The sequence below is a fragment of the Pseudomonas sp. SWRI81 genome (genome assembly GCF_014268545.1).
Classification (GTDB): domain Bacteria; phylum Pseudomonadota; class Gammaproteobacteria; order Pseudomonadales; family Pseudomonadaceae; genus Aquipseudomonas; species Aquipseudomonas hamedanensis.
In genome coordinates, this window is the sequence record NZ_JABWQS010000001.1 from 314,708 (window position 1) to 338,339 (window position 23,632).

Below are 23,632 nucleotides of genomic sequence, written 5' to 3' on the forward strand. Positions count from 1 at the left end.
GCGAAACGCTTTGGCTTGCAGCTCGAGGCTTGTCGCTCAGGGCTGCTTTACCAGCAGATACCTTCGGTGCGGCTACCGGCGCTGGTGGCCTTGGACATGAAGCCCACCAGGTCGATGACTTGCTTGCCCTGCGGCGCTTCCTGGGCCAGCGCACGGAATTTCTCGTCGCGGTTGCCGAGGATGATCACGTCGGAGTTGTCGATCACCGAGTCGAAGTCCGAATTGAGCAAAGACGACACGTGCGGAATCTTCGATTCGATGTAGTCCTTGTTCGCACCGTGGACACGGGCGTACTCGACGTTGCTGTCGTAGATGCTCAGGTCGTAGCCTTTGCCGATCAGCATTTCGGCCAGTTCCACCAGCGGGCTTTCGCGCAGGTCGTCGGTGCCGGCCTTGAAGCTCAGGCCGAGCAGGGCGACTTTGCGTTTTTCATGGCTTTCAACGATGTCGAAGGCGTTCTGCACTTGCGATTCGTTACTGCGCATCAGCGAGTTGAGCAGCGGCGCTTCGACGTCCAGGGAACCGGCGCGGTAGGTCAGGGCGCGCACGTCTTTTGGCAGGCACGAACCGCCGAAGGCGAAGCCCGGGCGCATGTAGTACTGGGACAGGTTCAGCGTCTTGTCCTGGCAGACCACTTCCATCACTTCACGGCCATCGACGCCGACCGCTTTGGCGATGTTGCCGATCTCGTTGGCGAAGGTCACTTTGGTGGCGTGCCAGACGTTGCAGGTGTACTTGATCATCTCGGCAACGGCGATGTCCTTGCGGATGATCGGTGCGTCGAGCTCTTCGTACAGCGATTGCAGAACGTCGCCCGAGGCGGTGTCGAACTCACCGATCACAGTCATCGGCGGCTGGTCGTAGTCGGCGATGGCGGTGGATTCACGCAGGAACTCAGGGTTGACCGCAACGCCGAAGTCGACGCCGGCTTTTTTGCCCGAGCAGTCTTCGAGAATCGGGATGACCACGTTGGCAACGGTGCCCGGCAGGACGGTGCTGCGCACGACGATGGTGTGGCGAGTGGTTTTTTCACGCAGGACGAAACCGATCTCGCGGCATACCGCTTCGATGTAGTTCAGTTCCAGGTCGCCGTTCTTTTTGCTCGGCGTGCCGACGCAAATCATCGACAGGTCGGTATCACGAATCGCCTCGGCGAAGTTGGTCGTACCGCGCAGACGACCGGTCTGGATTCCTTGTTGCAGAAGTTCTCCCAGGCCCGGTTCAACAATCGGCGATTTACCGGCGTTGATCATGTCGATCTTGTCTTTGGCAACATCGACGCCAACTACGTCATGGCCCCGTGCAGACAGGCAACCGGCACATACTGCGCCAACGTAACCCAAACCAAATATGCTGATGCGCATCGCAATTACCTCTGTATATATCAGGCCAAAGAGGCCGGAGTTAATGGTGTTCAGCGGACACTAGTGCACCCGAAACTGTGGCTTACAGGCGCCACAATGCCGTGTGCAGGCATACTAAGTTTCGAGTGTCTAAATAAGTGCACTCAAGATGTGCGCAACCAGGCCTTATAGTTATGACTTGCCCTGTTATGCAGCGGATCTTCTTTTCGGAAGACTCTTGTGCAATCGTCTTGCACGCTTGATGCGGGGATGAAAATCCCTGTAAATCAAGCGGTTCAGTGCTCAGGCGAGCACATTTAAAGGGGTACGACCATGGCCTTTGTAGGGGATATGAATGGTGCGTATCTCCTGCCCATCGTTTCGTTTTGAGACCCGTTAGTCACGTAGTCAAGTTGCTGTGGCAACTTGGTTACATGGCTATCTGCTCCGCGTAAGTTATCTCGTACATACTCGCCGAGAATCGTTACCGGTGGTATGAGCTACGCATTTGGACATAGTTCCTGTCCGCTCATCGTGCCAACTGAAATTTTTTGAAATATTGGTAAAGATGGCACTGCTTTCAAATTGATAGCACGCTCGCTTTCGCCCTTTAGTTTCGGGCCTTAAAATGCGCTAGATAGTTTTGTGCCACTACCTGAAAAAAATTTAGGTGCCACTACTGAAAAAACTGACGAGTGTCGAGTGAAACTAATCTTAGAAAAAACAGGGATGTTTTTTTGGCGCCATTAAACTGGCGAAATACGGCGGGGAATTTCTGACATCGTGCGCGGTGCACGACTCTTGTTGAAAAGAGTCGTGCAAACGGCATGCTTTATTCGGGGGCGTGGTCGCGCAGAAACACCAGATTGTCGGGTTTCGACTGTTCGGCGCTGTAGCGATAACCCTGCATGTCGAACTGCTTGAGGTGGGCCGGATCGTTGATTTTTTCCTGAATCACGAAACGGCTCATCAAGCCGCGGGCCTTTTTCGCGTAGAAGCTGATGATCTTGTACTGGCCGTTCTTCTGGTCCTTGAACTCGGTGTTGATGATCCGCGCGTTCAAGGCGCTACGCTTGACCGCTGAAAAGTATTCGTTGGAAGCAAGGTTGAGCAGGACATCGTCGCCTTGATCGGCCAGCGCTTCATTGAGCCATTCGCTGATGCGCGTGCCCCAGAACGCGTACAGATCCTTGCCGCGTGCATTGGCCAGTTTGGTGCCCATCTCCAGACGATAAGGCTGCATCAGGTCAAGCGGGCGCAACAGGCCATAGAGACCTGAAAGCATGCGCAGGTGTTTCTGCGCGTAATCGAACTCGGCTTCGCTGAATGATTGCGCATCGAGACCGGTGTAAACGTCGCCCTTGAATGCCAGCAGTGCCTGCTTGGCGTTCTCCGGGGTGAACGCCGGCGTCCAGCTGCCGAAACGCGCGGCGTTGAGGCCGCCGATCTTGTCGGACACGTGCATCAGCTCGCTGATTTGCGCCGGGCTCAGTTCGCGCAGTTGCTGGATCAGCTCCTGGGAATGGTCGAGGTACTGCGGCTGGGTAAAGCGCTGGGTCGCCGGCGGTGTTTCGTAATCGAGGGTCTTGGCGGGGGAAATCACCATCAGCATGAAGTCGTCTCCTTTAATCGTGGGGGCGATTCTAGGGGGTTGGCCGGGTTGACTCCAGCTATCAAGTCCATAGGTGATCGACGGCTCAACAGATTTCCCAGTGTGGGAGGGGGCTTGCTCCCGAAGGGGGCGTGTCAGGCTATTCATTTGCTGATGACCCACCGCATTCGGGAGCAAGCCCCCTCCCACAATGGATTCGTCTGGCTGCGGGAATCGGTGGCTTATCAGCTATAGTGCCGCGCGGGTTTTGTTATGGAGACATTCCTTTGCGCATTGTTCTTTTATTCACCGCGTGGCTGCTGAGCGCCGGTGCCGTCGCGGCGCCAGGCGATGTGGCGACGCTGGACCGCAGCACCTGGCCGGAGGCGCTCGGCAATCCGACCCTGTTCGACGTTGCGTCGCGAGCGGAAATTCTGATGTTCGCCCGCGGCCTGCTGGGCAGCGAGGCGCTCGACGAGGCGGCCCTGGCCCAGCGCCTGGGCCTGCGCACGGTCAATATCGATGCGGTCAATCAGTTGCGCCAGCGCCTCTGGCAGCGTCTGTTGGCCAACTACAACCATGCCCAGCAAAGTTGTGATCAGGACGCTTCCTTCTGCTTCCTCGTCGAAGACTTGCCTACTCTGCGCGAGCAGGCCGCCAAGTTCGTGGTCAGTGACGACAGTTATTACACCCAGTGGGCGGAGCCGAGCCGGATCTTCCATTTGCACTACCTGGACGAGCTGCTGCGCAAGGCCGCGCTGTTCCCGCAGACTAGCAGCGAAATCGATCGTTTCGGCGACTACGAGCGCAATGGCGATGACATGCACGACCGCTTGTTTCTGCTGACCTTCGACAGCGCCGCCAATGTACAACCTGACAACACCGGCTGGCTCACCGAATACCTGCGCAAGTCGAACCTGAGTGGTACGTTCTTTGTGCTGGGCAAGGATATTCAGGCGCGCCTGACCGATCGTTCGGTCAGCAGCCTGCAAGCGATGTTTTCACAGCAATGCGTCGGCGTGCAGGGCTGGGAGTTCCGTTCCCACAGCCACTGGCAGGACTGGCAGGACTCGGTGCGCCGCAGCGCCGATCTGGTGAAAAACAAATTGCCGGAAAACTACGTGCCGCTGTTCCGTCCGCCGGAAGGACAGCGACGCAGCGATGCTCAGGGTTTCCTCAACGCTCAGGGCCTGCATGTAGCGCTGTGGGACATCGATGCCCAGGACAGCGCCGGCAAACTCAAGGGCGCAGCGAGTGCGCAACGGGTGCTGACGCTGATGCTGTTGTGGCGCCACGGGGTGATCAGTTTCAACCTGAAACAGGACGCGGTGAAGACTTCGTTGCCGTGGCTGCTCTCGCAAACCGCGCAGAGCGGCATCGGTTGGGAAGACTGTCAGGACGGGTTTCGCTGAAAAACGGAAAAGGCCCGGAAACGTTGGGCTTTGGCTGATTTTTTCGGAAGATTCGATGCAGGCGGACTTCCGACTTTAGCGGGGTCTGGGGAGTCCGCCAAGGGCTTTTCGTCACTCTGCAAAATAAACTTAAAAAAACCGTCAAAGTACTTTTTTATGTCATGGGTTTTGGAGTATTACCAAGACAGACCGCCGAAACCTGCAACACAGGTGGCGTCTTCCAAGACCCGTTTGTTTGCAGTCACTTGAATCTCCGCAGGTGGGATTTCGGCAGTCACTTCGAGGCGCAGCACCGCTCAGGTATTGCGTCTACTGGCTCTGACAAAGGTGACCGAGTATGGATGATCACGGACGTAGCCCTTCCTCCAACCAGCCAATCCTTTATGTACTCGATACCAACGTATTGATTCACGATCCAAACGCCCTGCTTAACTTTGAAGAACACCACGTCGCGATTCCGATGACCGTGCTTGAAGAGCTGGACAAGCTCAAAAGCGGGCATCACAGCGTGGCCGCTGAATGCCGTCAGGCCATCCGGCTGATCGACAAGACCCTGGGCGATGCGTCCCCGGAGGACGTCGAACTGGGTGTGCCGATCCAGCGCGGCAAGGGCGGGCCAAAGGGCTTGCTGTCAATTCTGATGAGCAAGCAAGCCGAGTCGAACCTGATTCTGCCCGAGCATCTGAACGACAACAAAATCATCAACCAGTTGATCGACCTGCACAGCCGCGATCCGAAAAAGCCCGTGGTGCTGGTCACCAAAGACATCAACATGCGTCTGAAGGCGCGTGCCTGTGGCATCGATGCCGAGGACTACAGCACCGACCAATTGGTCGACGACGTGTCCCTGTTGCCCAACGGCTATCACAACATGACCGGCTCTTTCTGGGACCGCGTGAGCAAGGTCGAAACCCGTCAGGACCACGGCCGCACCTGGCATCAGGTGCAACTGATCGACAACCTGCCGGCGGTGCACATCAACGAGTTCATCATCGACGAACAAGGCTTCGTCGGCTGGATCAAGGAAATTCAGCAAGACAAGCTGCTGATCCTCGACCTGCACCAGGAACCGCTGCTGCATCAAGAGGCCTGGGGGCTCAAGCCGCGCGACATCTATCAGAGTCTGGCGCTGTACGCGCTGCTTGATCCGGACATTCATCTGGTCAACCTCTCCGGTGCCGCAGGTTCCGGTAAAACCATTCTGGCGCTGGCCGCTGCGATCGAGCAGACCATGGTCAGCAAGCGCTATCGGCGGATCATCGCCACCCGCAGCGTGCAGGGCCTGGACCAGGAAATCGGCTTCCTGCCCGGTACTGAAGCGGAAAAAATGGAGCCGTGGCTGGGCGCCATCACCGACAACCTCGAAGCCTTGCACATGGATGACGAGAACACCCATGGCAGCGTCGACTACATCCTCAGCAAAGTGCCGTTGCAGTTCAAATCGCTTAACTACATTCGCGGTCGCAGCTTCCAGCAGAGCCTGATCCTGATCGACGAATGCCAGAACCTCACGCCGCACCAGATGAAAACCATCATCACCCGCGCCGGCGCCGGTTCCAAAGTGGTGTGCCTGGGCAACCTGGCGCAGATCGACACTCCTTACCTGTCCGCGACCAGTTCCGGGCTGACCTACCTGACCGAACGCTTCAAGGATTTCCCCAACGGTGTGCACATCACCCTGCAAGGGGTGCCGCGCTCGATCCTGGCCGAATACGCCGAATCGCATTTGTAACCCTTCCCCCAAAACCGGGCGGCCAAACGGCCGCCCGGTTTTTTATGCCGAACACAAATCCAGATGTAGGAGTGAGCCTGCTCGCGATGGCGGCGCATCAGCCACCAAGAATGTTGAATGTCATACCGCTATCGCGAGCAGGCTCACTCCTACAGGGATTTATGGTGAGTCGGTAATCGCGCTCGCAGATATCTGACCCACAGGTTTACAATCCACGCTCCTGATCAGGAGTAATCCCGTGCTGACTCATCTCGATTCCCAAGGTCGCGCTAACATGGTCGACGTCACTGAAAAAGCCGTGACGTTCCGTGAAGCGACGGCCCAGGCGCTGGTGCGCATGCTTCCCGAAACGCTGCAGATGATTGTCAGCGGTGGCCATCCCAAGGGCGATGTGTTCGCCGTGGCGCGCATCGCCGGGATTCAGGCGGCAAAGAAAACCAGCGATCTGATTCCCCTCTGCCATCCGCTGATGCTGACTGGCGTGAAAGTCGAGCTGAGCGCCGAAGGTGACGACAGTGTGCGTATCGTCGCCCGCTGCAAACTCTCCGGGCAGACTGGCGTGGAGATGGAAGCGCTGACCGCCGCCAGCGTCGCCGCGCTGACCATCTACGACATGTGCAAAGCCGTCGATCGCGGCATGACCATCGAAAGCGTGCGCCTGCTGGAAAAGGTTGGCGGCAAGAGCGGCCACTTTCAGGCAGAGCAACCATGAAGCTGACCGTGAAGTTTTTCGCCCGTTATCGTGAAGCGCTTGGCGTCGACGCAGTGACGGTTGAAGGCGATTTCGCCACGGTCGACGACGTGCGTGCACTGTTGGCGCAACGAGATAGCGCCGAAGTGCTGAGCGAGCAGAACCTGATGTGCGCCCGCAACGAAGAGCTTTGCCAACTCGACGAGCCGGTGGCCGACGGCGATGAAGTGGCGTTCTTTCCTACCGTGACCGGAGGCTGAGCATGGCGATTCGGGTGCAGGCCACGCCGTTCGATCCGGGCGCTGAAGTCAATGCGATGCACGCGGCTGATGTCGGCGTTGGTGCAGTGGTGAGTTTTGTCGGTTACGTGCGCGACTTCAATGACGGCCGCGACGTGGCCGGAATGTTTCTCGAGCACTACCCGGGCATGACCGAAAAAGCCCTCGGCAAGATCGCCGTCGAAGCCGGACAGCGTTGGCCGCTGCTGAAACTGGAAGTGCTGCACCGCATCGGCGCGCTGGAGCCGGGCGAGCCGATCGTCTTCGTCGGGGCCGCCAGCGCCCATCGCCAGGCCGCGTTCGACGCCTGCGCCTTCGTCATGGACTACCTGAAAACCCGCGCGCCGTTCTGGAAGAAAGAAAACACCAGCGACGGACCGCGCTGGGTTGAAGGGCGCGACAGTGATCATGCGGCGGCGGATCGCTGGAAGAAGTAATTCTTGTGGTGTTCTCCCGTAAGCCTTCGCGAGCAAGCCCGCTCCCACATTGGATCTGAGTCGTTCACCAATCCAATGTGGGAGCGGGCTTGCTCGCGAAGGGGCCTTCTGAAACACCAAAAATCCTACCACTTTGCCTGATTGACGTTTTGTACCTGAGAGTCCAGTATGGATTTACAAGTACAAAAAAGCTTCTGTCTTGCAGCTAATAGCTTGCCGCTTGTAGCTGCTCTTCTTCGCCAAACCAACAACAACCCGCGAGAGAACGAACATGAAGAAACTCCCCCTCATCACCGGCCTGGCCCTCAGCCTGTTGGCGTCGACCTGTGTGTTCGCCGCCGAGAAAACCCTACGCATTGGCATCGAAGCGGCTTATCCGCCGTTCGCTTCGAAAACCGACAAAGGTGAAATCGTCGGCTTCGACTACGACATCGGCAATGCCTTGTGCGCGCAGATGAAGGTCAAGTGCGTGTGGGTCGAAGGTGAGTTCGATGGGCTGATTCCCTCGCTGAAAGTGAAAAAAATCGACATGGCCCTGTCGTCGATGACCATCAACGAAGACCGCAAGAAATCCGTGGATTTCACCCACAAGTACTATTTCACTTCGTCGCGCCTGGTGATGAAGGAAGGCGCCAGCGTCGACGATCAGTACGCCAGCCTCAAAGGCAAGAATGTCGGTGTGCAGCGCGCGACTACCACGGATCGTTTCGCCACTGAAGTGTTTGAACCCAAGGGCATCAACGTCAAGCGCTACAGCAACAACGAAGAAATCTACATGGACCTGGCGGCGGGGCGTCTCGATGCGATTTTCGCCGACACCATTCCGCTCAATGACTTTCTGACGATGCCGCGCGGCAAGGGCTATGCGTTTGTCGGACCGGAGCTGAAGGATCCGAAGTATGTCGGCGAGGGCGCGGGGATCGCGGTGCGCAAGGGCAATGCCGAGCTGGTCAGCCAGTTGAACAGCGCTATCGACGGAATTCGCGCGAGTGGCGAATATCAGAAGATCTCCGAGAAGTATTTCAAGACCGACATTTACGGCGACTGATAAACCGCTATCGCGAGCAGGCTCACTCCTACATTTGGAATGCGTTCCCCTGTAGGAGGGGGCTTGCTCCCGAATGGGCCAGACCAGGCGATACAACTTCTGGAATCTAGCCCTTCAATTCCTTCAAATGCTTGTACACCGTCGCCCGCCCCATGTTCAGCACATTGGCCACATAGTTCGAGGCGCTCTTGCCCTTGAACGCGCCCTCGGCATGCAGTGCCAGCACCAATTCACGCTTGTGGTCGCGGGTCAGCAGATTCAGGCTCAGTTGCCGTCCGCGCAGCCAGGCGTGGAGGAAAGTGTTGATGCGTTCCTGCCAGTCATCACGAAACAGCGAGTCCGGTTGTGCAATCAACTTGCTCGGCGACAGAAACAGATCCAGCGCAGCCTTGGCATTCTCGAACAGCGAAATATTCAGATTGATGCACAGCACCGCCAGCGGCAGGCCCTCGCTGTCGCGCAGCACGCTGCTCAGGCTGCGAATTTTCTGACCATCCCAGTTGAGCTTTTCGTACGGGCCGATGTTGCGCTCGCTGACGTCCTCGCTGAGCATGTCCTCCAGCGAAGAGTCGTCGCCGATCTCGCGCTTGGACAGGTTGTTGGCAATGTAGTCGACCTTTTGCGTGCGCAGGTCGTGCAGCACCACCTCGGCATGGGGAAAGAACAGCGTGGCGATGGCATCGGCGATGGCGCGGAAGTTATCCAGCGCCGGGTCGAATTCAGAGGCGGTCATGACAGTGGAGCTCCAGGCAGCGTCAGCGCCCCGTGAGCAGGGGCGCTGCGAGTGTGCCGCAATCTTTTCGGTGAGTCATCCGCAGGTGTGCTCAGGACAGCCGGGCAGGGGACAGCATCGCGCTGTCGAGCCCGAACTCTTGCAAGTGCTCGGGCAACGGTTCGCCGCGCACCAAGGCGGCACTGGCCTGGCCCATCGCTGGCGATGTCTGGATGCCGTAGCCGCCCTGCGCGGCGACCCAGAACAGCCCCGGCACCTGCGGATCGAATCCGCTAAGCAAATCGCCATCGGCGACGAAACTGCGCAGGCCCGCCCAGGTGCGGGTCGGCCTGCGGATGGTCAGTGTGGTGGCTTCTTCGATCTGATAAATGCCCATGGCGATGTCGAGTTCTTCCGGCTGCACATCGTGAGGCTCGACCGGGTCGGCGTTGGCCGGGGAGCCGAGGAACATACCGGCATCGGGTTTCATGTAGAACGATTCGTCGAGGCTGACCAGCATCGGCCAATGATGAATATCCACACCTTCAGGCCCGGCGAAGATGAATGCAGCGCGACGTTTCGGTTGCAGGCCCAGCGGCTGCGCGCCGGCCAGTGCGCCGATCTGGTCGGCCCAGGCACCGGCGGCATTGATGATCACTGGCGCGCTGAAGATCCGGCCATTGCTTTGCACCTGCCACAGACCGTCGTCGTTACGGCTCAGGCCGAGCACCTCGCAATCAGTGTGGACTTCGCCGTGGTTGCGACGGATGCCGCGCAGGTAGCCTTGATGCAGCGCGTCGGTATCGATGTCGCAGGCTGTTGGGTCATAGAGCGCACCATGGACTTTTTCCCGCCGCAGGATCGGCAGTCGCGCACAGGCTTCGTCGGCGCTGAGCAATTGCATCTGCGGCACGGTGGCTTTGGCGCTGAGGTATTGGTTGTTCAGTTCGGCTGGGTCACCGATGAAATCCACGGTCATTTCGCCGCGCGGGGTCAGCAGCGGGTGTTCGCAAAAGCCTGTCGGCGGATGGTCGAAAAACGCCCGGCTGGCCTGGGTCAGCGCCCGTACTTGCGGCGTGCCGTAAGCCGCCGTGAACAGCGCGGCGGAGCGCCCGGTGGAGTGATAGGCCGGGTGGGATTCGCGTTCGAGCACGATCACCCTGGCGCGCGGCGACAGCCAGAAACCGGTGGAAGCGCCGGCAATCCCGCCGCCGATGATGATGAAATCTGCCTGGCTCATGAAGGTCTCCGGTGTGTACACAATATCGAGAAATTACGCCGACCCCTGTAGGAGTGAGCCTGCTCGCGATAGCGGTCGATCAGCCGACATCAATATTGAATGTCAAACCGCTATCGCGAGCAGGCTCACTCCTACAAGGGATTTGTGCTGAGGTGATAAACCGCATTGGCCAAGGCAATGTCTTCCAAGCCCAAACCGATCGAGCGGAAGAACACGTGGCGGTCGTAATCCGGACGCGGGACTTTTTCGCTGAGCAGCTCGGCGAGATCGCCAACGATCGAGTCCGGGTGCCAGCCATGCTGCTCGGCAGCAATCAGCATTTCACCCGCCGACCCGGGTGTGGTCAGGCGATAGTCGCAAAACACCTGCATAGCGTTAAGGCGCTGCGGCGGGATTTCGTGGGCGGGGGGGGCGTTAGTGCTGATGGAGGTGATCAGCGCCGGTTTGCTTAAACTTTCAGGTTCGATCACCGGCCCGGCCGACGAGGTGCAGAGCATGATCACGTCAGCATCGGTGATGGCGGTCTCGCGGCTTTCAGCGATCTTCAGATCGGGCGCGATAGCTTTCAATACGGCCTGTGTTTCGGCATCTTCCAGCAGGGACGGCGAATACAGGCTGATGCTTTGCCAGTCGCGCAATGCCTTCACATAGTGAAGATGCGCCTGAGCGACCTTGCCGCTGCCGATGATCGCCAGCCGTTGGGCGTTCAGCGGGGCGAGGGCATCGACCGCTACCGCTGTGGTCGCGGCGGTGCGGGCGGTGGTCAGTTCAGCGGCATCGCAGAGCAACAGCGGCTGGCCGGTTTTCATCGACATCAACAGCGTCCATGCGGTCACCAGCGCGCCTTGTTCGCGAACGATGTACGGCGAGGTCTTTACGCCGTAGACGCCGTCCTCGGCCAGCACACCCAGATAGTTGATGAAGTCGCCGGCACCCTGCGGGAATTCCACCAGCTGCTGCGCCGGTTGCACGGCGTTGCCTGCCGCGAGATCGCGAAACAGCTTGCGCAGGATCTGCGGCACGTCGATGCGCGCCAGCAGGTCTCGGGCCTGGGCTTGGTCGATCACGTAAGGTGTACTGGACATTTGGCGCTCCAAAACTAAACTTATTTTCCATTATGGACTTTTAGTTCTGTTGAGCAACTGCCGGCGCAAAAAAAGCGCAGTCCGTTTCCGGCTGCGCTTTTTCGTTGAGTGGCGCTTACTGTGGACGCTTGCGCTCAACCGCACGCAGCAGATGCGTTGGCGGCGTTTCGCAGCTGATCTTGCGACCGAGCTTTTCTTCGATGGACGGTAACTGGTAGGAATCGTCCTCACCGGCGAAGCTGATCGATACGCCATCGGCGCCGGCACGACCGGTACGGCCGATGCGGTGCACGTAATCGTCCGGGACTTCCGGCAGGGTGAAGTTGATCACATGGCTGATGCCGTCGATGTGGATACCGCGACCGGCCACATCCGTGGCCACCAGCACGCGTATCTTGCCTTCGCGGAAACCTTCCAGGGTCTTGATGCGTTTGTGCTGCGGCACGTCGCCTGACAGCTGCGCAGCGTTCACACCGTCGCGCACCAGGCGTTCTTCGATACGGCGTACTTCGTCCTTGCGGTTGGCGAACACCATCACGCGCTCCCAACCGTTGTCGTTGATCAGGTTGAAGAGCAGCTTGTACTTGTCGGCACCGGCAACGGCATAGATGTGCTGCTCGACGTTGTCGCTGGCGACGTTGAGTGATTCGATCTCGACGATGGACGGGTCGGTGGTCCATTGCTTGGCCAGGTTCATCACGTCTTCGGTGAAGGTCGCGGAGAATAGCAAAGTCTGGCGCTCGGCCTTCGGCGGCGTCTGGCGAATGATCTGCCGTACTTGCGGGATGAAGCCCATGTCGAGCATGCGGTCGGCTTCGTCCAGCACCATCACTTCGACCATGTCCAGGTGCACGTCGCCGCGCTGGTTGAAGTCGAGCAAGCGACCCGGCGTCGCGACCAGGATGTCGCAATGGCGCGCTTCGAGGTGCTTGAGCTGCTTGTCGAAGTCCATGCCACCGACGAACGTCATCACGTTGAGGCCGGTGTACTTGGTCAGGTCAGCGGCGTCCTTGGCAATCTGCACCACCAGCTCGCGGGTCGGGGCGATGATCAGTGCACGCGGCTCGCCCATGTAGCGTTCTTTCGGCGGCGGGGTCTGCAGCAGTTGAGTGATGATCGAGATCAGGAACGCGGCGGTCTTGCCGGTGCCGGTCTGCGCGCGGCCGATGGCGTCTTTGCCGGCGAGGGTGAAGCCGAGCACCTGCGCCTGGATCGGTGTGCAATATGGAAAGCCCAGGTCCTGGATGGCGTGCATCAGTTCGGGGGCGAGCTTGAAATCATGGAAGCGGGTTTTGCCTTCCTGCGGTTCGACGACGAAGTCTTCGAGTTTCCACGGGATGACGGCAGGCTTGGGCTTCGGTTCGCGACGCGGTTTTACCGCTTTCGGCGCTTCGCTGCGAGCCGGTTCGGCGGCGTCTGGCGCGGTCGTGGCAGGTTCTGGCGAGTGTTTCGGGGTGGCGACGGGAGCGGGGCGGTCGGCTGCCGGGGCATCGTTGCGATGACCGGGGGCGTGCGACGGTGCGCTGGAAACTGGCGCGAGCTGCTCAGCCTCGCTTTTACCGAACATTTTCTTGAGTGCTTTGAGCACGGTCATCTCATCAATTGGTTAAGGAATGTACGCCGGCCAGTGTAATGCAAGAAACGGGCGCGGCGTAGTAGGAGGGATCAATGGGCCGACATTGGCCGCGAAATCAGCGCAAGCGTTCGCTCAGCCAGGTACCGATGTCGCGAATCTCTTCAGGTAACACTTCGTGCTCCATTGGGTATTCCTGCCATGTCACGGTGACACCATGCTTCTTCAAATGCTCATAAGCGCTGCGTCCCATCGAGTTCTGTACCACGTTGTCGAACTGACCGTGCAGGCAAAGCACCGGAATGCGCTGCTGGCTGGCAGCTAATTTGAGTTCATCGCTGAAGGTCGGCGCGTACGTCGACAACGCCAGAACCCCACCCAAAGGCCCCTGCCACTTCAGGAATGCGGTGTGCAGCACCACCGCGCCACCTTGGGAAAAACCGGCGAGGAAAATCCGCGAGGCGTCTATTCCGCTGGCGCGCTCGGTTTCGATCAATTCGATGATGCGATCCGCCGACGCTTCGAGCTCGTTGCGGTCGATTGCCCGGGCCGGGCTCATGGCTTTGATGTCGTACCAGCTCGGCATGGCATATCCGCCATTTATCGTCACCGGACGCGTCGGTGCCTGCGGCAGCACAAAGCGCGTGCTCAACAGACTTTCCTGCAGCGCTTCGGCCACCGGCAGGAAGTCGTAACGGTCGGCGCCGAGGCCGTGCAGCCAGATCACGCAGGCATCTGCGGGCTTAACAGGCTGAAGAATCAAGGGCTCGGTCATGTTTGCTCCAAAAATGTGCGGACGCTCTCATTGAGTGCGTGATCTGAGTGCGCGCCCGGTTGATCCGTTAAGAAGATGTCGCAAGGTTACAAGTTTTGCTATTGACGTGTGCATGAATCGACTTCGCAAGCGGTGTGGTACGGGCTTTGCTATGGGCTTTGCGTACGAAGCGTCCTACGCGTGGCGGTAACACTATCAGTGTCAGCCGCGCGATGGGATAGCAACGAATCCGGTGATGGATGTTCGCCAATGGCCGCTACGGGCTTAGCGAACGTGAAAGGGCTACAGCCCGTTCGGCCGATTGGTGAGAAGTGAGTGATCCATGATGTGGATTTTCTCCTACTAGACTCATAGCGAAGGTCTTACGTCGGTTGACCCCAAAAAAAGCCAACACGGGTCAACAACGCCTCAAAAGGGTGCGACTGGACTCAAGCTCCGACACAACAAGAGCAAAACTGGAGGTTTGAATGAAGATGTTGAAATCCACTCTGGCGGTCGTGACTGCTGCAGCAGTACTCGGCGTCAGCGGGTTCGCTCAGGCGGGTGCAACCCTGGATGCGGTACAGAAGAAAGGTTTCGTGCAGTGTGGCGTCAGCGACGGTCTGCCAGGCTTCTCGGTACCGGATGCAACCGGCAAGATTCTCGGCATCGACGCTGATGTCTGCCGCGCTGTGGCCGCTGCCGTTTTCGGCGACGCGACCAAAGTCAAATTCAGTCAGTTGAACGCCAAGGAGCGCTTCACCGCGCTGCAATCGGGCGAGATCGACATCCTCTCGCGCAACACCACCATGACCAGTTCCCGTGACGCGGGCATGGGCCTGAAATTCCCGGGCTTCATTACCTACTACGACGGCATCGGCTTTCTGGTGAACAACAAGCTGGGCGTGAAGAGCGCCAAGGAACTGGACGGTGCAACCATCTGCATCCAGGCCGGTACCACCACCGAGCTGAACGTTTCCGACTACTTCCGTGGCAACGGTCTGAAATACACCCCGATCACCTTCGACACCTCCGATGAAAGCGCCAAGTCGCTGGAATCCGGTCGTTGCGACGTGCTGACCTCCGACAAGTCCCAGCTGTTCGCCCAGCGCAGCAAGCTGGCCTCGCCGAAGGACTACGTGGTTCTGCCGGAAACCATTTCCAAAGAACCACTGGGCCCGGTCGTGCGTAACGGCGACGACGAGTGGCTGGCCATCGTGCGCTGGACTGGCTACGCACTGCTCAATGCCGAAGAGGCCGGTATCACTTCGAAAAACGTCGAAGCTGAAGCCAAGTCGACCAAGAACCCGGACGTCGCCCGTATGCTCGGCGCTGACGGCGAATACGGTAAAGACCTGAAACTGCCGAAAGACTGGGTTGTGCAGATCGTCAAGCAAGTCGGCAACTACGGTGAAATCTTCGAGAAAAACCTCGGCAAGAGCACTCCGCTGGAAATCGACCGTGGCCTGAACGCCCTGTGGAACAACGGCGGCATTCAGTACGCACCACCAGTGCGCTAATGGTTCTATCACCCGGCGGGCCAACCGCCGGGTGATGTTCTTGTTCCATTTCATCCGGGGCACTTCATGCAAAATTCTATCGGCGCACCAAAGCAGAGGCTCAGCCTCAGCGATCCACGAGTGCGTGCGTGGCTATTCCAGATCATCACTGTTGTGGCGGTGGTCTCGCTTGGCTGGTACCTGTTCGACAACACGCAAACCAACCTTCAGCACCGGGGTATCACCTCCGGTTTCAGCTTTCTGGAGCGCAGTGCCGGGTTCGGCATCGCTCAAACCCTGATCGACTACACCGAAGCGGACAGCTACGCGCGGGTGTTTGTCATCGGCCTGCTCAACACTCTGTTGGTGACCTTCATCGGCGTGATCCTGGCGACGATCCTTGGTTTCATCGTCGGTATAGCGCGGCTGTCACCGAACTGGATCATTGCCAAACTGGCGACGGTGTATGTGGAAGTGTTCCGCAACATTCCGCCGCTGCTGCAAATCCTGTTCTGGTACTTCGCGGTATTCCTGACCATGCCGGGGCCGCGCAACAGCCATAACTTCGGCGATACCTTCTTTGTCAGCAGCCGGGGCCTGAACATGCCGGCCGCACTGGCGGCTGATGGCTTCTGGGCGTTCGTGACCAGCATCGCGCTGGCCATCGTCGGCATCGTGCTGATGTGCCGCTGGGCCAACAAGCGCTTCGAAGAAACCGGCGTACCGTTCCACAAGTTCTGGGTCGGCCTGGCGATTGCGCTGGTGATCCCGACCTTGTGCGCGCTGATCTTCGGCGCCCCGCTGCACTGGGAAATGCCTGAGCTCAAGGGCTTCAACTTTGTCGGCGGCTGGGTGTTGATCCCGGAACTGCTGGCGTTGACCCTGGCCCTGACCGTGTACACCGCGGCGTTTATCGCCGAGATCGTGCGTTCGGGGATCAAATCGGTCAGTCACGGCCAGACCGAAGCGGCGCGTTCGCTCGGCCTGCGCAACGGCCCGACCCTGCGCAAGGTGATCATTCCGCAAGCCCTGCGCGTGATCATCCCGCCGCTGACCAGCCAATACCTGAACCTGGCGAAAAACTCGTCGCTGGCCGCCGGTATCGGTTACCCGGAAATGGTTTCGCTGTTCGCTGGCACCGTGCTCAACCAGACCGGTCAGGCCATCGAAGTGATTGCCATCACCATGAGCGTGTACCTGGCGATCAGTATCAGCATTTCCTTGCTGATGAACTGGTACAACAAGCGCATTGCGCTGATCGAGCGGTAAGGAAAAGCGCATGAGTACTCATACTTTCAAACCCGACATGCCACCACCGAACAGCAGCATCGGCGTGGTCGCATGGATGCGCGCGAACATGTTCTCCAGCTGGCTCAACACCCTGCTGACGCTGTTTGCGTTCTATCTGATTTATCTCGTCGTGCCACCGATCATCAGTTGGGCGATCGTTGATGCCAACTGGGTCGGCACCACGCGCGCCGACTGCACCAAGGAAGGCGCCTGCTGGGTGTTCATTCAGCAGCGTTTCGGCCAGTTCATGTACGGCTACTACCCGACGGAACTGCGCTGGCGCGTCGACCTGACCGTGTGGCTGGCGGTGATTGGCGCGGCACCATTGTTCATCTCGCGGGTGCCGCGTAAAGCGATCTACGGACTGAGCTTCCTGGTGCTGTACCCGATCATCGCCTTTATCCTGCTGCACGGCGGTTTCGGCATGACCACCGTGCCGACCAGTCAGTGGGGCGGTCTGATGCTGACCCTGGTGATCGCCACCGTCGGCATCGCCGGCGCCTTGCCGCTGGGCATCGTACTGGCGCTGGGGCGTCGTTCGAACATGCCGGCGATTCGCGTGGTCTGCGTGACCTTCATCGAGTTCTGGCGCGGCGTGCCGTTGATCACGGTGTTGTTCATGTCCTCGGTGATGCTGCCGCTGTTCCTGCCCGAAGGCATGAACTTCGACAAGCTGCTGCGGGCGCTGATCGGCGTGATCCTGTTCCAGTCGGCTTACGTCGCCGAAGTGGTGCGCGGCGGTCTGCAAGCGATTCCCAAGGGGCAGTACGAAGCGGCTGCGGCGATGGGCCTCGGTTACTGGCGTTCGATGGGCCTGGTGATTCTGCCGCAAGCCCTGAAGCTGGTGATCCCCGGCATCGTCAACACCTTCATTGCGCTGTTCAAGGACACCAGCCTGGTGATCATCATCGGCCTCTTTGACCTGCTCAACAGCGTCAAGCAAGCCGCTGCCGACCCGAAATGGCTGGGCATGGCCACCGAAGGCTACGTGTTCGCCGCCCTGGTGTTCTGGATTTTCTGTTTTGGTATGTCGCGCTATTCCATGCATCTGGAACGCAAGCTCGACACTGGCCACAAGCGTTAGGAGTTCTCTGTAAATGAGCGAAGCAATCAAAAAGCCAGTGGGTCCGGAAGGCATCATTCAGATGCAGGGCGTGAACAAGTGGTACGGCCAGTTTCACGTGCTCAAAGACATCAACCTCAACGTCAAGCAGGGCGAGCGTATTGTCCTGTGCGGCCCGTCGGGATCCGGCAAGTCCACCACGATTCGCTGCCTGAATCGTCTGGAAGAACACCAGCAGGGCCGCATCGTCGTCGACGGTGTGGAACTGACCAACGACCTCAAGCAGATCGAGGCGATACGCCGTGAAGTCGGCATGGTGTTCCAGCACTTCAACCTGTTCCCGCACCTGACCATTTTGCAGAACTGCACCCTGGCGCCGATGTGGGTACGCAAGATGCCCAAGCGCAAGGCCGAGGAAATCGCCATGCATTATCTGGAACGCGTACGCATTCCGGAACAGGCGCACAAGTACCCGGGGCAATTGTCCGGCGGTCAGCAACAGCGTGTGGCGATCGCCCGCGCCCTGTGCATGAAGCCGAAAATCATGCTGTTCGACGAGCCGACTTCAGCCCTCGATCCGGAGATGGTGAAAGAGGTTCTGGACACCATGATCGGTCTGGCTGAAGACGGCATGACCATGCTTTGCGTGACCCACGAAATGGGCTTCGCCCGCACCGTGGCCAATCGCGTGATCTTCATGGACAAGGGTGAGATCGTTGAGCAGGCGGCGCCGAACGACTTCTTCGATAATCCGCAGAATGACCGGACGAAGCTGTTCCTGAGTCAGATTTTGCATTGATGGTTTATGTGTAAAAAACCAACCCGGCCACGTGCCGGGTTTGTTTTTTTTGGGGGGGTCAGGAAGCAGTGAGGGATTGGCGCTTTACGTGCTCGGTGAACGTAAATGCTCCTCTCAAGTCAGCCCCTTCTGCCAAGACTCTGGCATCCGCCAGCAAGTGTGGATAGCGATCCAGCAAACGCATGAGCAGCATTAACGCCTTCGGCGGTAGTACCTCGCCGCGTTCGTAGCGTGAAAATGCATTGTGTCCGCCGCCGGACAGCAATTGCACCGTTTCCTTTTGTGTCAGATGCAGTTTTCGGCGAATTTTTTTCATCTCGTTGCCGATCATTCTTCTGCTGGCGATAACGAGCTCATCGCATGCGTCCGAGTAGCGCTGCCCGCACACTTCATCGAGTTCGACTTCTCCGCACTTCTGGCACTCCCAACCCGACAAGTCCTCAACTCGGCGCTCCATTCCCTTTACGCTTATCGTTTCGCCTCGACTTTCAAAATGCACCATTCCTTCAGCTGCACCGCAACTGAAGCACTGTTGCGTATTCATGATTTGTTCTCCTTGAAGGAGATCACGGGCGGGCGTCTGTCGCTGTGATTGACACCTTTATGTAAATCTCCAGACCATGTGAATTGATGTGATAGACGTCCTGCCAGATACGGTGGTTGTCATAGGTCGTCATCGACTTGTAGAGCATGTTGCGCTGCAGCATGAAGACGACTTCCTGCATGTCTGCAAGCGTCAGCTCCATCTCGGAACCGGTTCTTCTCGCTGTGTGTGTAAATGCCCTCCAGCCTAGTCTTCTGACATCCGCCTTGATCACCGCCAAGTCGTAATGGGGTGTGTTCTTCTCCATAAGAAACCAAAACCCTGTCCCTGAAATTACCCTTAAAGGGTAATTTTGACCAATCGAAAATGCCGCTTCATGTGTCTCCGATTGACCCTAGGTGGTTGCCGTCCTACATGGGTCTGACTAACATGTCAGAAAATTCATCCTATGATTGGATGAAAAGGCGAGGCTCATGTCTGAAATTTCTCCTCTGGTTAAACGATCCCTGGTCGATCAGGCCCTGGATCAATTGCGCCAGCGCATCAATAGCGGCGCCTGGCAGGTGGGCGAACGTTTGCCGACCGAGCCTGAGCTGTGCGCCGAGTTGGGCATCAGCCGCAACACTGTGCGCGAGGCCATGCGCGTTCTGGCGTTTTCGGGCTTGATCGAAATCCGCCAGGGCGACGGCAGTTATCTGCGCGCGGTGGTCGATCCCCTGGACACGCTCAAGGCGCTGTCCCGCTGTTCGCTGGAACAGGCCCGGGAGACCCGGCACATTCTTGAAGTGGAGGCCATCGGCCTGGCGGCGCTGCGCCGCACCGATGAGGATCTGGCGGCGCTGCGTGAAGCGCTCGGCACCAGCGGCAGTCACTATCATGGCGATCTCGACACTTATATCGCCTGCGATCTGGTGTTCCACCGTCGTCTGGTCGATGCCGCACACAACCCGACCCTCAGCGAGTTGTATCGCTATTTCTCCAGCATCGTCGGCGCGCAATTGCGCCAGACCCTGAATATCTCCCCGCGCCGTCAGGAAGTGTTCGACCTGCATATCGACTTGCTCGATGCAGTCGAGCAACGCGACCCGGAACGGGCCAAAGCCTTGTCGAGGCAGTTGATCAATGAACCTTGAAACCGAGAAAACCATGTCCCGCACTGAGTTATCCACGGCATCGAAGCGCACCACCGAGCTGGAAGAGCTGTTGATCGATGCCGAGGCCGATGATGAGCAAGTGCAGCAAAGCCAGCCGCTGGTAAAACGCCCGTGGCTGTTGCTGCTCGGACTGATTCTGGTGGCGTTGAACCTGCGCCCGGCATTGTCGAGCATGGCGCCATTGCTCAGCGAGGTCTCCAGAAGTCTCGGACTGTCTGCGGCGCAGGCGGGACTGCTGACCACGCTGCCGGTGCTGTGCCTGGGCTTGTTCGCACCGTTGGCACCGATTCTGGCGCGGCGCTTTGGCGCTGAACGGGTGGTGCTGGGGATTCTGCTGACCCTGGCCTGCGGCATCATCCTGCGCAGCAACTTCGGCGAGATCGGCCTGTTTGCCGGCAGTGTGCTGGGCGGCGCCAGCATCGGCATCGTCGGCGTGCTGCTGCCGGGCATCGTCAAACGCGATTTCGCAAGACATGCCGGCACCATGACCGGCGTCTATACCATGGCGCTGTGCCTGGGCGCGGCGATGGCGGCGGGTTCGACCGTGCCATTGAGCGAGCACTTCGATAACAGCTGGGCGATGGGCCTGGGTTTCTGGGTGATTCCTGCATTGGTGGCTGCGGTGTTCTGGCTGCCGCAGGTCGGGCCGAAGCACGGCGCGCACAACGTGGCTTATCGCGTGCGCGGACTGCTGCGAGATCCGCTGGCCTGGCAAGTAACGTTGTATATGGGGCTGCAATCGTCACTGGCGTACATCGTATTTGGCTGGTTGCCGTCGATCCTCATTGGACGGGGTCTGACCCCGACCCAGGCCGGTCTGGTGCTGTCCGGTTCGGTGATCATCCAGCTTGCCAGTTCCCTGGCCGCGCCGTGGTTGGCGACGCGTGGCAAGGATCAACGCCTGGCGATCGTCGTGGTCATGGCGCTGACCCTGGGCGGTCTGTTCGGTTGCCTGTACGCGCCGATCGAAGGGTTGTGGGGCTGGGCGATTCTGCTGGGGCTGGGGCAGGGCGGCACGTTCAGTCTGGCGCTGACCCTGATCGTTCTGCGCTCGCGTGACTCACATGTAGCGGCGAACCTGTCGAGCATGTCGCAGGGCTTTGGCTACACGCTGGCGTCGATGGGGCCGTTCGCGGTCGGCGTGGTGCATGACTGGACCGGCGGGTGGAATGCCGTGGGCTGGATTTTCGGCATTATTGGCGCGGGTGCGATCCTTGCTGGGCTGGGTGCCGGGCGTGCGCTGTATGTGCAGGTCACAAGCGAAAAGATCTGACGCGGTTCAAATTGTAGGAGTGAGCCTGCTCGCGATCGCGGTAGTTCAGTCAGCACTAATGTTGACTGGAAGAAAGGTATCGCGAGCAGGCTCACTCCTACAGGAGGGTGTGGATACGGGTATTCGGTACGCGAATGCCGATAGTGTTTCTCCGCTCCGCAGATTATGGTGCTGGCAATCTGTACCTCTTTTCTCTGGAGATTGCCTTGAGCGAAGCCCATAGTGCCCTGATCACGCGTTTCTACCAAGCCTTCCAGCGCCTCGACGCCGAAGCCATGGCGGCCTGCTATACGGACGACGTGGTGTTCAGCGATCCGGCGTTCGGCGAACTGCGCGGCCGCGATGCCGGTGACATGTGGCGCATGCTCACCACTCGCGCCAAGGATTTCTCACTGACCTTCGACAACGTCCGCGCCGACGAGCGCACGGGCGGCGCGCATTGGGTGGCGACCTACCTGTTCAGCCAGACCGGCAACGTTGTGGTCAACGATATCCAGGCACGCTTCGTGTTTCGCGACGGCAAGATCTGCGAACACCACGATCATTTCGACCTGTGGCGCTGGTCGCGTCAGGCGCTGGGCTTCAAAGGTCTGCTGCTGGGCTGGACGCCGCTGGTGCGCAATGCCGTGCGGGCTCAGGCGCGTAAGGGACTGAAGGCATTTCAGGCTGGTCGCTGATAAGATCGCGGCCTGTCTCCTGCGTGTCTTGATTCGAAGTGACCAGCCTTATTGAAAAATCTGTCGATGTTGCCGAACCGGTGAGCAAATCCTGGTTCGTCTACCTCGTGCGTGCAGCGAATGGCTCGTTGTACTGCGGGATCAGCGACGATCCGGTGCGGCGTTTTGCCAAGCATCAGAGCGGCAAAGGTGCGCGTTTCTTTCTCTCCAGCCCGGCCATGGCCCTCGTCTACACCGAGCGCTGCCAAGACAAAAGCGATGCGCTGCGTCAGGAACGGTTGATCAAGAAGCTGCGCAAAAGCGCCAAGGAATGTCTCGTCGCGTCTTATCAATCTGACTGATTGGTTCCCATCAGGCAGATCTGTAGGCCTGTCTGGCAATGCGCGCTAAGCTGCGGATTCATTTTTCCAGCGGCGGAGCCGAGCATGTCCGAGTTGATTCTGCACCACTACCCCACCTCTCCTTTTGCCGAGAAGGCCCGCCTGCTGCTGGGCTTCAAAGGCCTGTCGTGGCGTTCGGTGCATATTTCCCCGGTGATGCCCAAGCCTGATCTGACGGCTTTGACCGGTGGCTACCGCAAGACGCCGGTGCTGCAGATCGGCGCCGATGTTTATTGCGACACGGCACTGATCGCCCGTCGCCTGGAACAGGAAAAAGCCCTGCCGGCGTTCTTTCCCGAAGGTCAGGAAATGACCACGGCGAGCTTTGCGACGTGGGCGGACTCGGTGGTGTTTCAACATGCGGTGAGTCTGGTGTTCCAGCCAGAATCGGTGGCGGTACGTTTCGGCAAGTTGCCGCCGGAAGCGATCAAGGCCTTTTTGGCTGACCGCGCCGGGTTGTTCAGCGGTGGCAGCGCCACGCGACTGTCTGCCGAGCAGGCCAGGCACCAGTGGCCGACGATCATGGCGCGGCTGGAGCAGCAGTTGCAGCGCGAGCAGGGCGACTTCCTCTTTGGCGAACCGTCGATTGCCGACTTCGCCCTGGCGCATCCGCTGTGGTTCCTCAAGGCGACTCACGTGACGGCACCGTGGGTGGATGAATATCCTGCGGTTGCGGCATGGTTGGGTCGGGTGCTGGGGTTCGGCCATGGTGCGGCGAGCGAGATGTCGTCCGCCGAGGCGTTGGAGGTCGCGCGTAACGCGACGCCGACGGCATTGCCGGAGGAGCGGTTCGTTGATCCGAATGGTTTTGAGGCAGGGCAGCAAGTGGCGATCGCGGCTATCGATTACGGCGTCGATCCGGTGGTAGGTGAGCTTTTGTTTGCCGGGCGCGAGGAGTTGATTGTCCGTCGTGAAGACGAGCGGGGTGGCGTGGTGCATGTGCACTTCCCGCGCTTTGGTTTCCGTATCGAAGCACGCTGATTTATCAAGTCCGCTGCAAAACCTTGTAGGCCTTCGCCTGCTCGCGATAGGGGTGCGCCAGTCAGCGGATTCATCG

23 protein-coding genes and 1 pseudogene are annotated in these 23,632 nt (G+C 59.0%); 15 read left to right on the forward strand and 9 right to left on the reverse strand.

What is annotated here, in order from left to right; all coding sequences use genetic code 11:
* Positions 1 to 47: 47 nt before the first annotated feature.
* Both HU765_RS01350 and yaaA read right to left on the reverse strand, forming a co-directional pair.
* Complete coding sequence (locus HU765_RS01350) at positions 48 to 1,364, reverse strand: UDP-glucose/GDP-mannose dehydrogenase family protein (protein ID WP_186551312.1); 1,317 nt, start codon at positions 1,362 to 1,364, stop codon at positions 48 to 50.
* Positions 1,365 to 2,175: 811 nt separating this feature from the next.
* Positions 2,176 to 2,955 (reverse strand): peroxide stress protein YaaA, encoded by a 780-nt coding sequence (gene yaaA, locus HU765_RS01355; RefSeq protein ID WP_186618757.1) that lies wholly within the window; start codon positions 2,953 to 2,955, stop codon positions 2,176 to 2,178.
* A gap of 266 nt (positions 2,956 to 3,221) precedes the next feature.
* Here yaaA and HU765_RS01360 point away from each other — a divergent pair, with 266 nt between their 5' ends.
* The 6 genes from HU765_RS01360 to HU765_RS01385 all read left to right on the forward strand — a co-directional run bounded on the left by HU765_RS01360 (position 3,222) and on the right by HU765_RS01385 (position 8,532).
* Complete coding sequence (locus HU765_RS01360) at positions 3,222 to 4,346, forward strand: polysaccharide deacetylase family protein (protein WP_186618758.1); 1,125 nt, start codon at positions 3,222 to 3,224, stop codon at positions 4,344 to 4,346.
* Positions 4,347 to 4,683: 337 nt separating this feature from the next.
* Positions 4,684 to 6,078, forward strand: coding sequence for a PhoH family protein (locus tag HU765_RS01365; protein ID WP_186551309.1), 1,395 nt, complete (start codon positions 4,684 to 4,686; stop codon positions 6,076 to 6,078).
* Between the two features lie 238 nt (positions 6,079 to 6,316).
* The gene (moaC, locus tag HU765_RS01370) at positions 6,317 to 6,790 is read left to right on the forward strand and encodes a cyclic pyranopterin monophosphate synthase MoaC (protein WP_007972660.1); all 474 of its coding nucleotides are present in this window, start codon (positions 6,317 to 6,319) and stop codon (positions 6,788 to 6,790) included.
* Entirely contained in the window at positions 6,787 to 7,029 is a 243-nt protein-coding gene (gene moaD, locus HU765_RS01375; RefSeq protein ID WP_186618759.1) for a molybdopterin converting factor subunit 1, read from the forward strand. Before moaC ends, moaD begins: the two co-directional genes overlap by 4 nt.
* A gap of 2 nt (positions 7,030 to 7,031) precedes the next feature.
* A complete protein-coding gene (gene moaE / locus HU765_RS01380; RefSeq protein ID WP_186618760.1) occupies positions 7,032 to 7,484 on the forward strand; it encodes a molybdopterin synthase catalytic subunit MoaE in 453 nt (150 codons plus the stop codon).
* A gap of 271 nt (positions 7,485 to 7,755) precedes the next feature.
* The gene (locus tag HU765_RS01385) at positions 7,756 to 8,532 is read left to right on the forward strand and encodes an ABC transporter substrate-binding protein (protein ID WP_186618761.1); all 777 of its coding nucleotides are present in this window, start codon (positions 7,756 to 7,758) and stop codon (positions 8,530 to 8,532) included.
* Between the two features lie 106 nt (positions 8,533 to 8,638).
* Here the strand turns inward: HU765_RS01385 and HU765_RS01390 are convergent, their stop codons facing one another.
* From HU765_RS01390 to HU765_RS01410, 5 genes are all read right to left on the reverse strand, one after another.
* The gene (locus HU765_RS01390) at positions 8,639 to 9,265 is read right to left on the reverse strand and encodes a PAS domain-containing protein (RefSeq protein ID WP_186618762.1); all 627 of its coding nucleotides are present in this window, start codon (positions 9,263 to 9,265) and stop codon (positions 8,639 to 8,641) included.
* A gap of 91 nt (positions 9,266 to 9,356) precedes the next feature.
* Positions 9,357 to 10,484, reverse strand: a complete 1,128-nt coding sequence (locus tag HU765_RS01395) for an FAD-binding oxidoreductase (protein ID WP_186618763.1) — start codon at positions 10,482 to 10,484, stop codon at positions 9,357 to 9,359.
* 131 nt (positions 10,485 to 10,615) lie between these two features.
* Positions 10,616 to 11,569: an ornithine cyclodeaminase family protein gene (locus tag HU765_RS01400; RefSeq protein ID WP_186618764.1), complete on the reverse strand. Its 954-nt coding sequence runs from the start codon at positions 11,567 to 11,569 to the stop codon at positions 10,616 to 10,618.
* A gap of 115 nt (positions 11,570 to 11,684) precedes the next feature.
* Positions 11,685 to 13,163 carry an ATP-dependent RNA helicase RhlB gene (gene rhlB / locus HU765_RS01405; protein WP_186618765.1) on the reverse strand — a complete coding sequence of 493 codons (1,479 nt, stop codon included), beginning with the start codon at positions 13,161 to 13,163 and terminating at the stop codon, positions 11,685 to 11,687.
* A gap of 97 nt (positions 13,164 to 13,260) precedes the next feature.
* Positions 13,261 to 13,917, reverse strand: coding sequence for an alpha/beta fold hydrolase (locus tag HU765_RS01410; RefSeq protein WP_186618766.1), 657 nt, complete (start codon positions 13,915 to 13,917; stop codon positions 13,261 to 13,263).
* Positions 13,918 to 14,384: 467 nt separating this feature from the next.
* Here HU765_RS01410 and HU765_RS01415 point away from each other — a divergent pair, with 467 nt between their 5' ends.
* The 4 genes from HU765_RS01415 (at position 14,385) to HU765_RS01430 (ending at position 18,547) form a co-directional block, all read left to right on the forward strand.
* Positions 14,385 to 15,416 (forward strand): amino acid ABC transporter substrate-binding protein, encoded by a 1,032-nt coding sequence (locus HU765_RS01415; RefSeq protein ID WP_186551300.1) that lies wholly within the window; start codon positions 14,385 to 14,387, stop codon positions 15,414 to 15,416.
* Positions 15,417 to 15,482: 66 nt separating this feature from the next.
* A complete protein-coding gene (locus HU765_RS01420) occupies positions 15,483 to 16,664 on the forward strand; it encodes an amino acid ABC transporter permease (RefSeq protein WP_186618767.1) in 1,182 nt (393 codons plus the stop codon).
* Between the two features lie 10 nt (positions 16,665 to 16,674).
* A complete protein-coding gene (locus HU765_RS01425) occupies positions 16,675 to 17,769 on the forward strand; it encodes an amino acid ABC transporter permease (protein WP_186618768.1) in 1,095 nt (364 codons plus the stop codon).
* A 13-nt stretch (positions 17,770 to 17,782) separates the two neighbouring features.
* Positions 17,783 to 18,547, forward strand: coding sequence for an amino acid ABC transporter ATP-binding protein (locus HU765_RS01430; protein WP_016771581.1), 765 nt, complete (start codon positions 17,783 to 17,785; stop codon positions 18,545 to 18,547).
* A gap of 58 nt (positions 18,548 to 18,605) precedes the next feature.
* Here the strand turns inward: HU765_RS01430 and HU765_RS01435 are convergent, their stop codons facing one another.
* Positions 18,606 to 19,091 carry a type II toxin-antitoxin system MqsA family antitoxin gene (locus HU765_RS01435; protein WP_186618769.1) on the reverse strand — a complete coding sequence of 162 codons (486 nt, stop codon included), beginning with the start codon at positions 19,089 to 19,091 and terminating at the stop codon, positions 18,606 to 18,608.
* A pseudogene (locus tag HU765_RS01440) lies at positions 19,088 to 19,398 on the reverse strand (type II toxin-antitoxin system MqsR family toxin). Before HU765_RS01440 ends, HU765_RS01435 begins: the two are co-directional and overlap by 4 nt.
* 166 nt (positions 19,399 to 19,564) lie before the next feature.
* On the opposite strand from HU765_RS01440, the gene HU765_RS01445 reads away from it, so the two are divergent.
* The 5 genes from HU765_RS01445 to HU765_RS01465 all read left to right on the forward strand — a co-directional run bounded on the left by HU765_RS01445 (position 19,565) and on the right by HU765_RS01465 (position 23,556).
* Positions 19,565 to 20,224 carry a FadR/GntR family transcriptional regulator gene (locus tag HU765_RS01445; RefSeq protein WP_186618770.1) on the forward strand — a complete coding sequence of 220 codons (660 nt, stop codon included), beginning with the start codon at positions 19,565 to 19,567 and terminating at the stop codon, positions 20,222 to 20,224.
* A complete protein-coding gene (locus HU765_RS01450) occupies positions 20,214 to 21,518 on the forward strand; it encodes a CynX/NimT family MFS transporter (protein WP_186618771.1) in 1,305 nt (434 codons plus the stop codon). Before HU765_RS01445 ends, HU765_RS01450 begins: the two co-directional genes overlap by 11 nt.
* Positions 21,519 to 21,724: 206 nt before the next feature.
* Positions 21,725 to 22,195, forward strand: coding sequence for a nuclear transport factor 2 family protein (locus tag HU765_RS01455; RefSeq protein ID WP_041479505.1), 471 nt, complete (start codon positions 21,725 to 21,727; stop codon positions 22,193 to 22,195).
* Positions 22,196 to 22,233: 38 nt separating this feature from the next.
* Positions 22,234 to 22,536, forward strand: coding sequence for a GIY-YIG nuclease family protein (locus tag HU765_RS01460; protein WP_186618772.1), 303 nt, complete (start codon positions 22,234 to 22,236; stop codon positions 22,534 to 22,536).
* A gap of 84 nt (positions 22,537 to 22,620) precedes the next feature.
* The gene (locus tag HU765_RS01465) at positions 22,621 to 23,556 is read left to right on the forward strand and encodes a glutathione S-transferase family protein (RefSeq protein ID WP_186618773.1); all 936 of its coding nucleotides are present in this window, start codon (positions 22,621 to 22,623) and stop codon (positions 23,554 to 23,556) included.
* Positions 23,557 to 23,632: the final 76 nt, after the last annotated feature.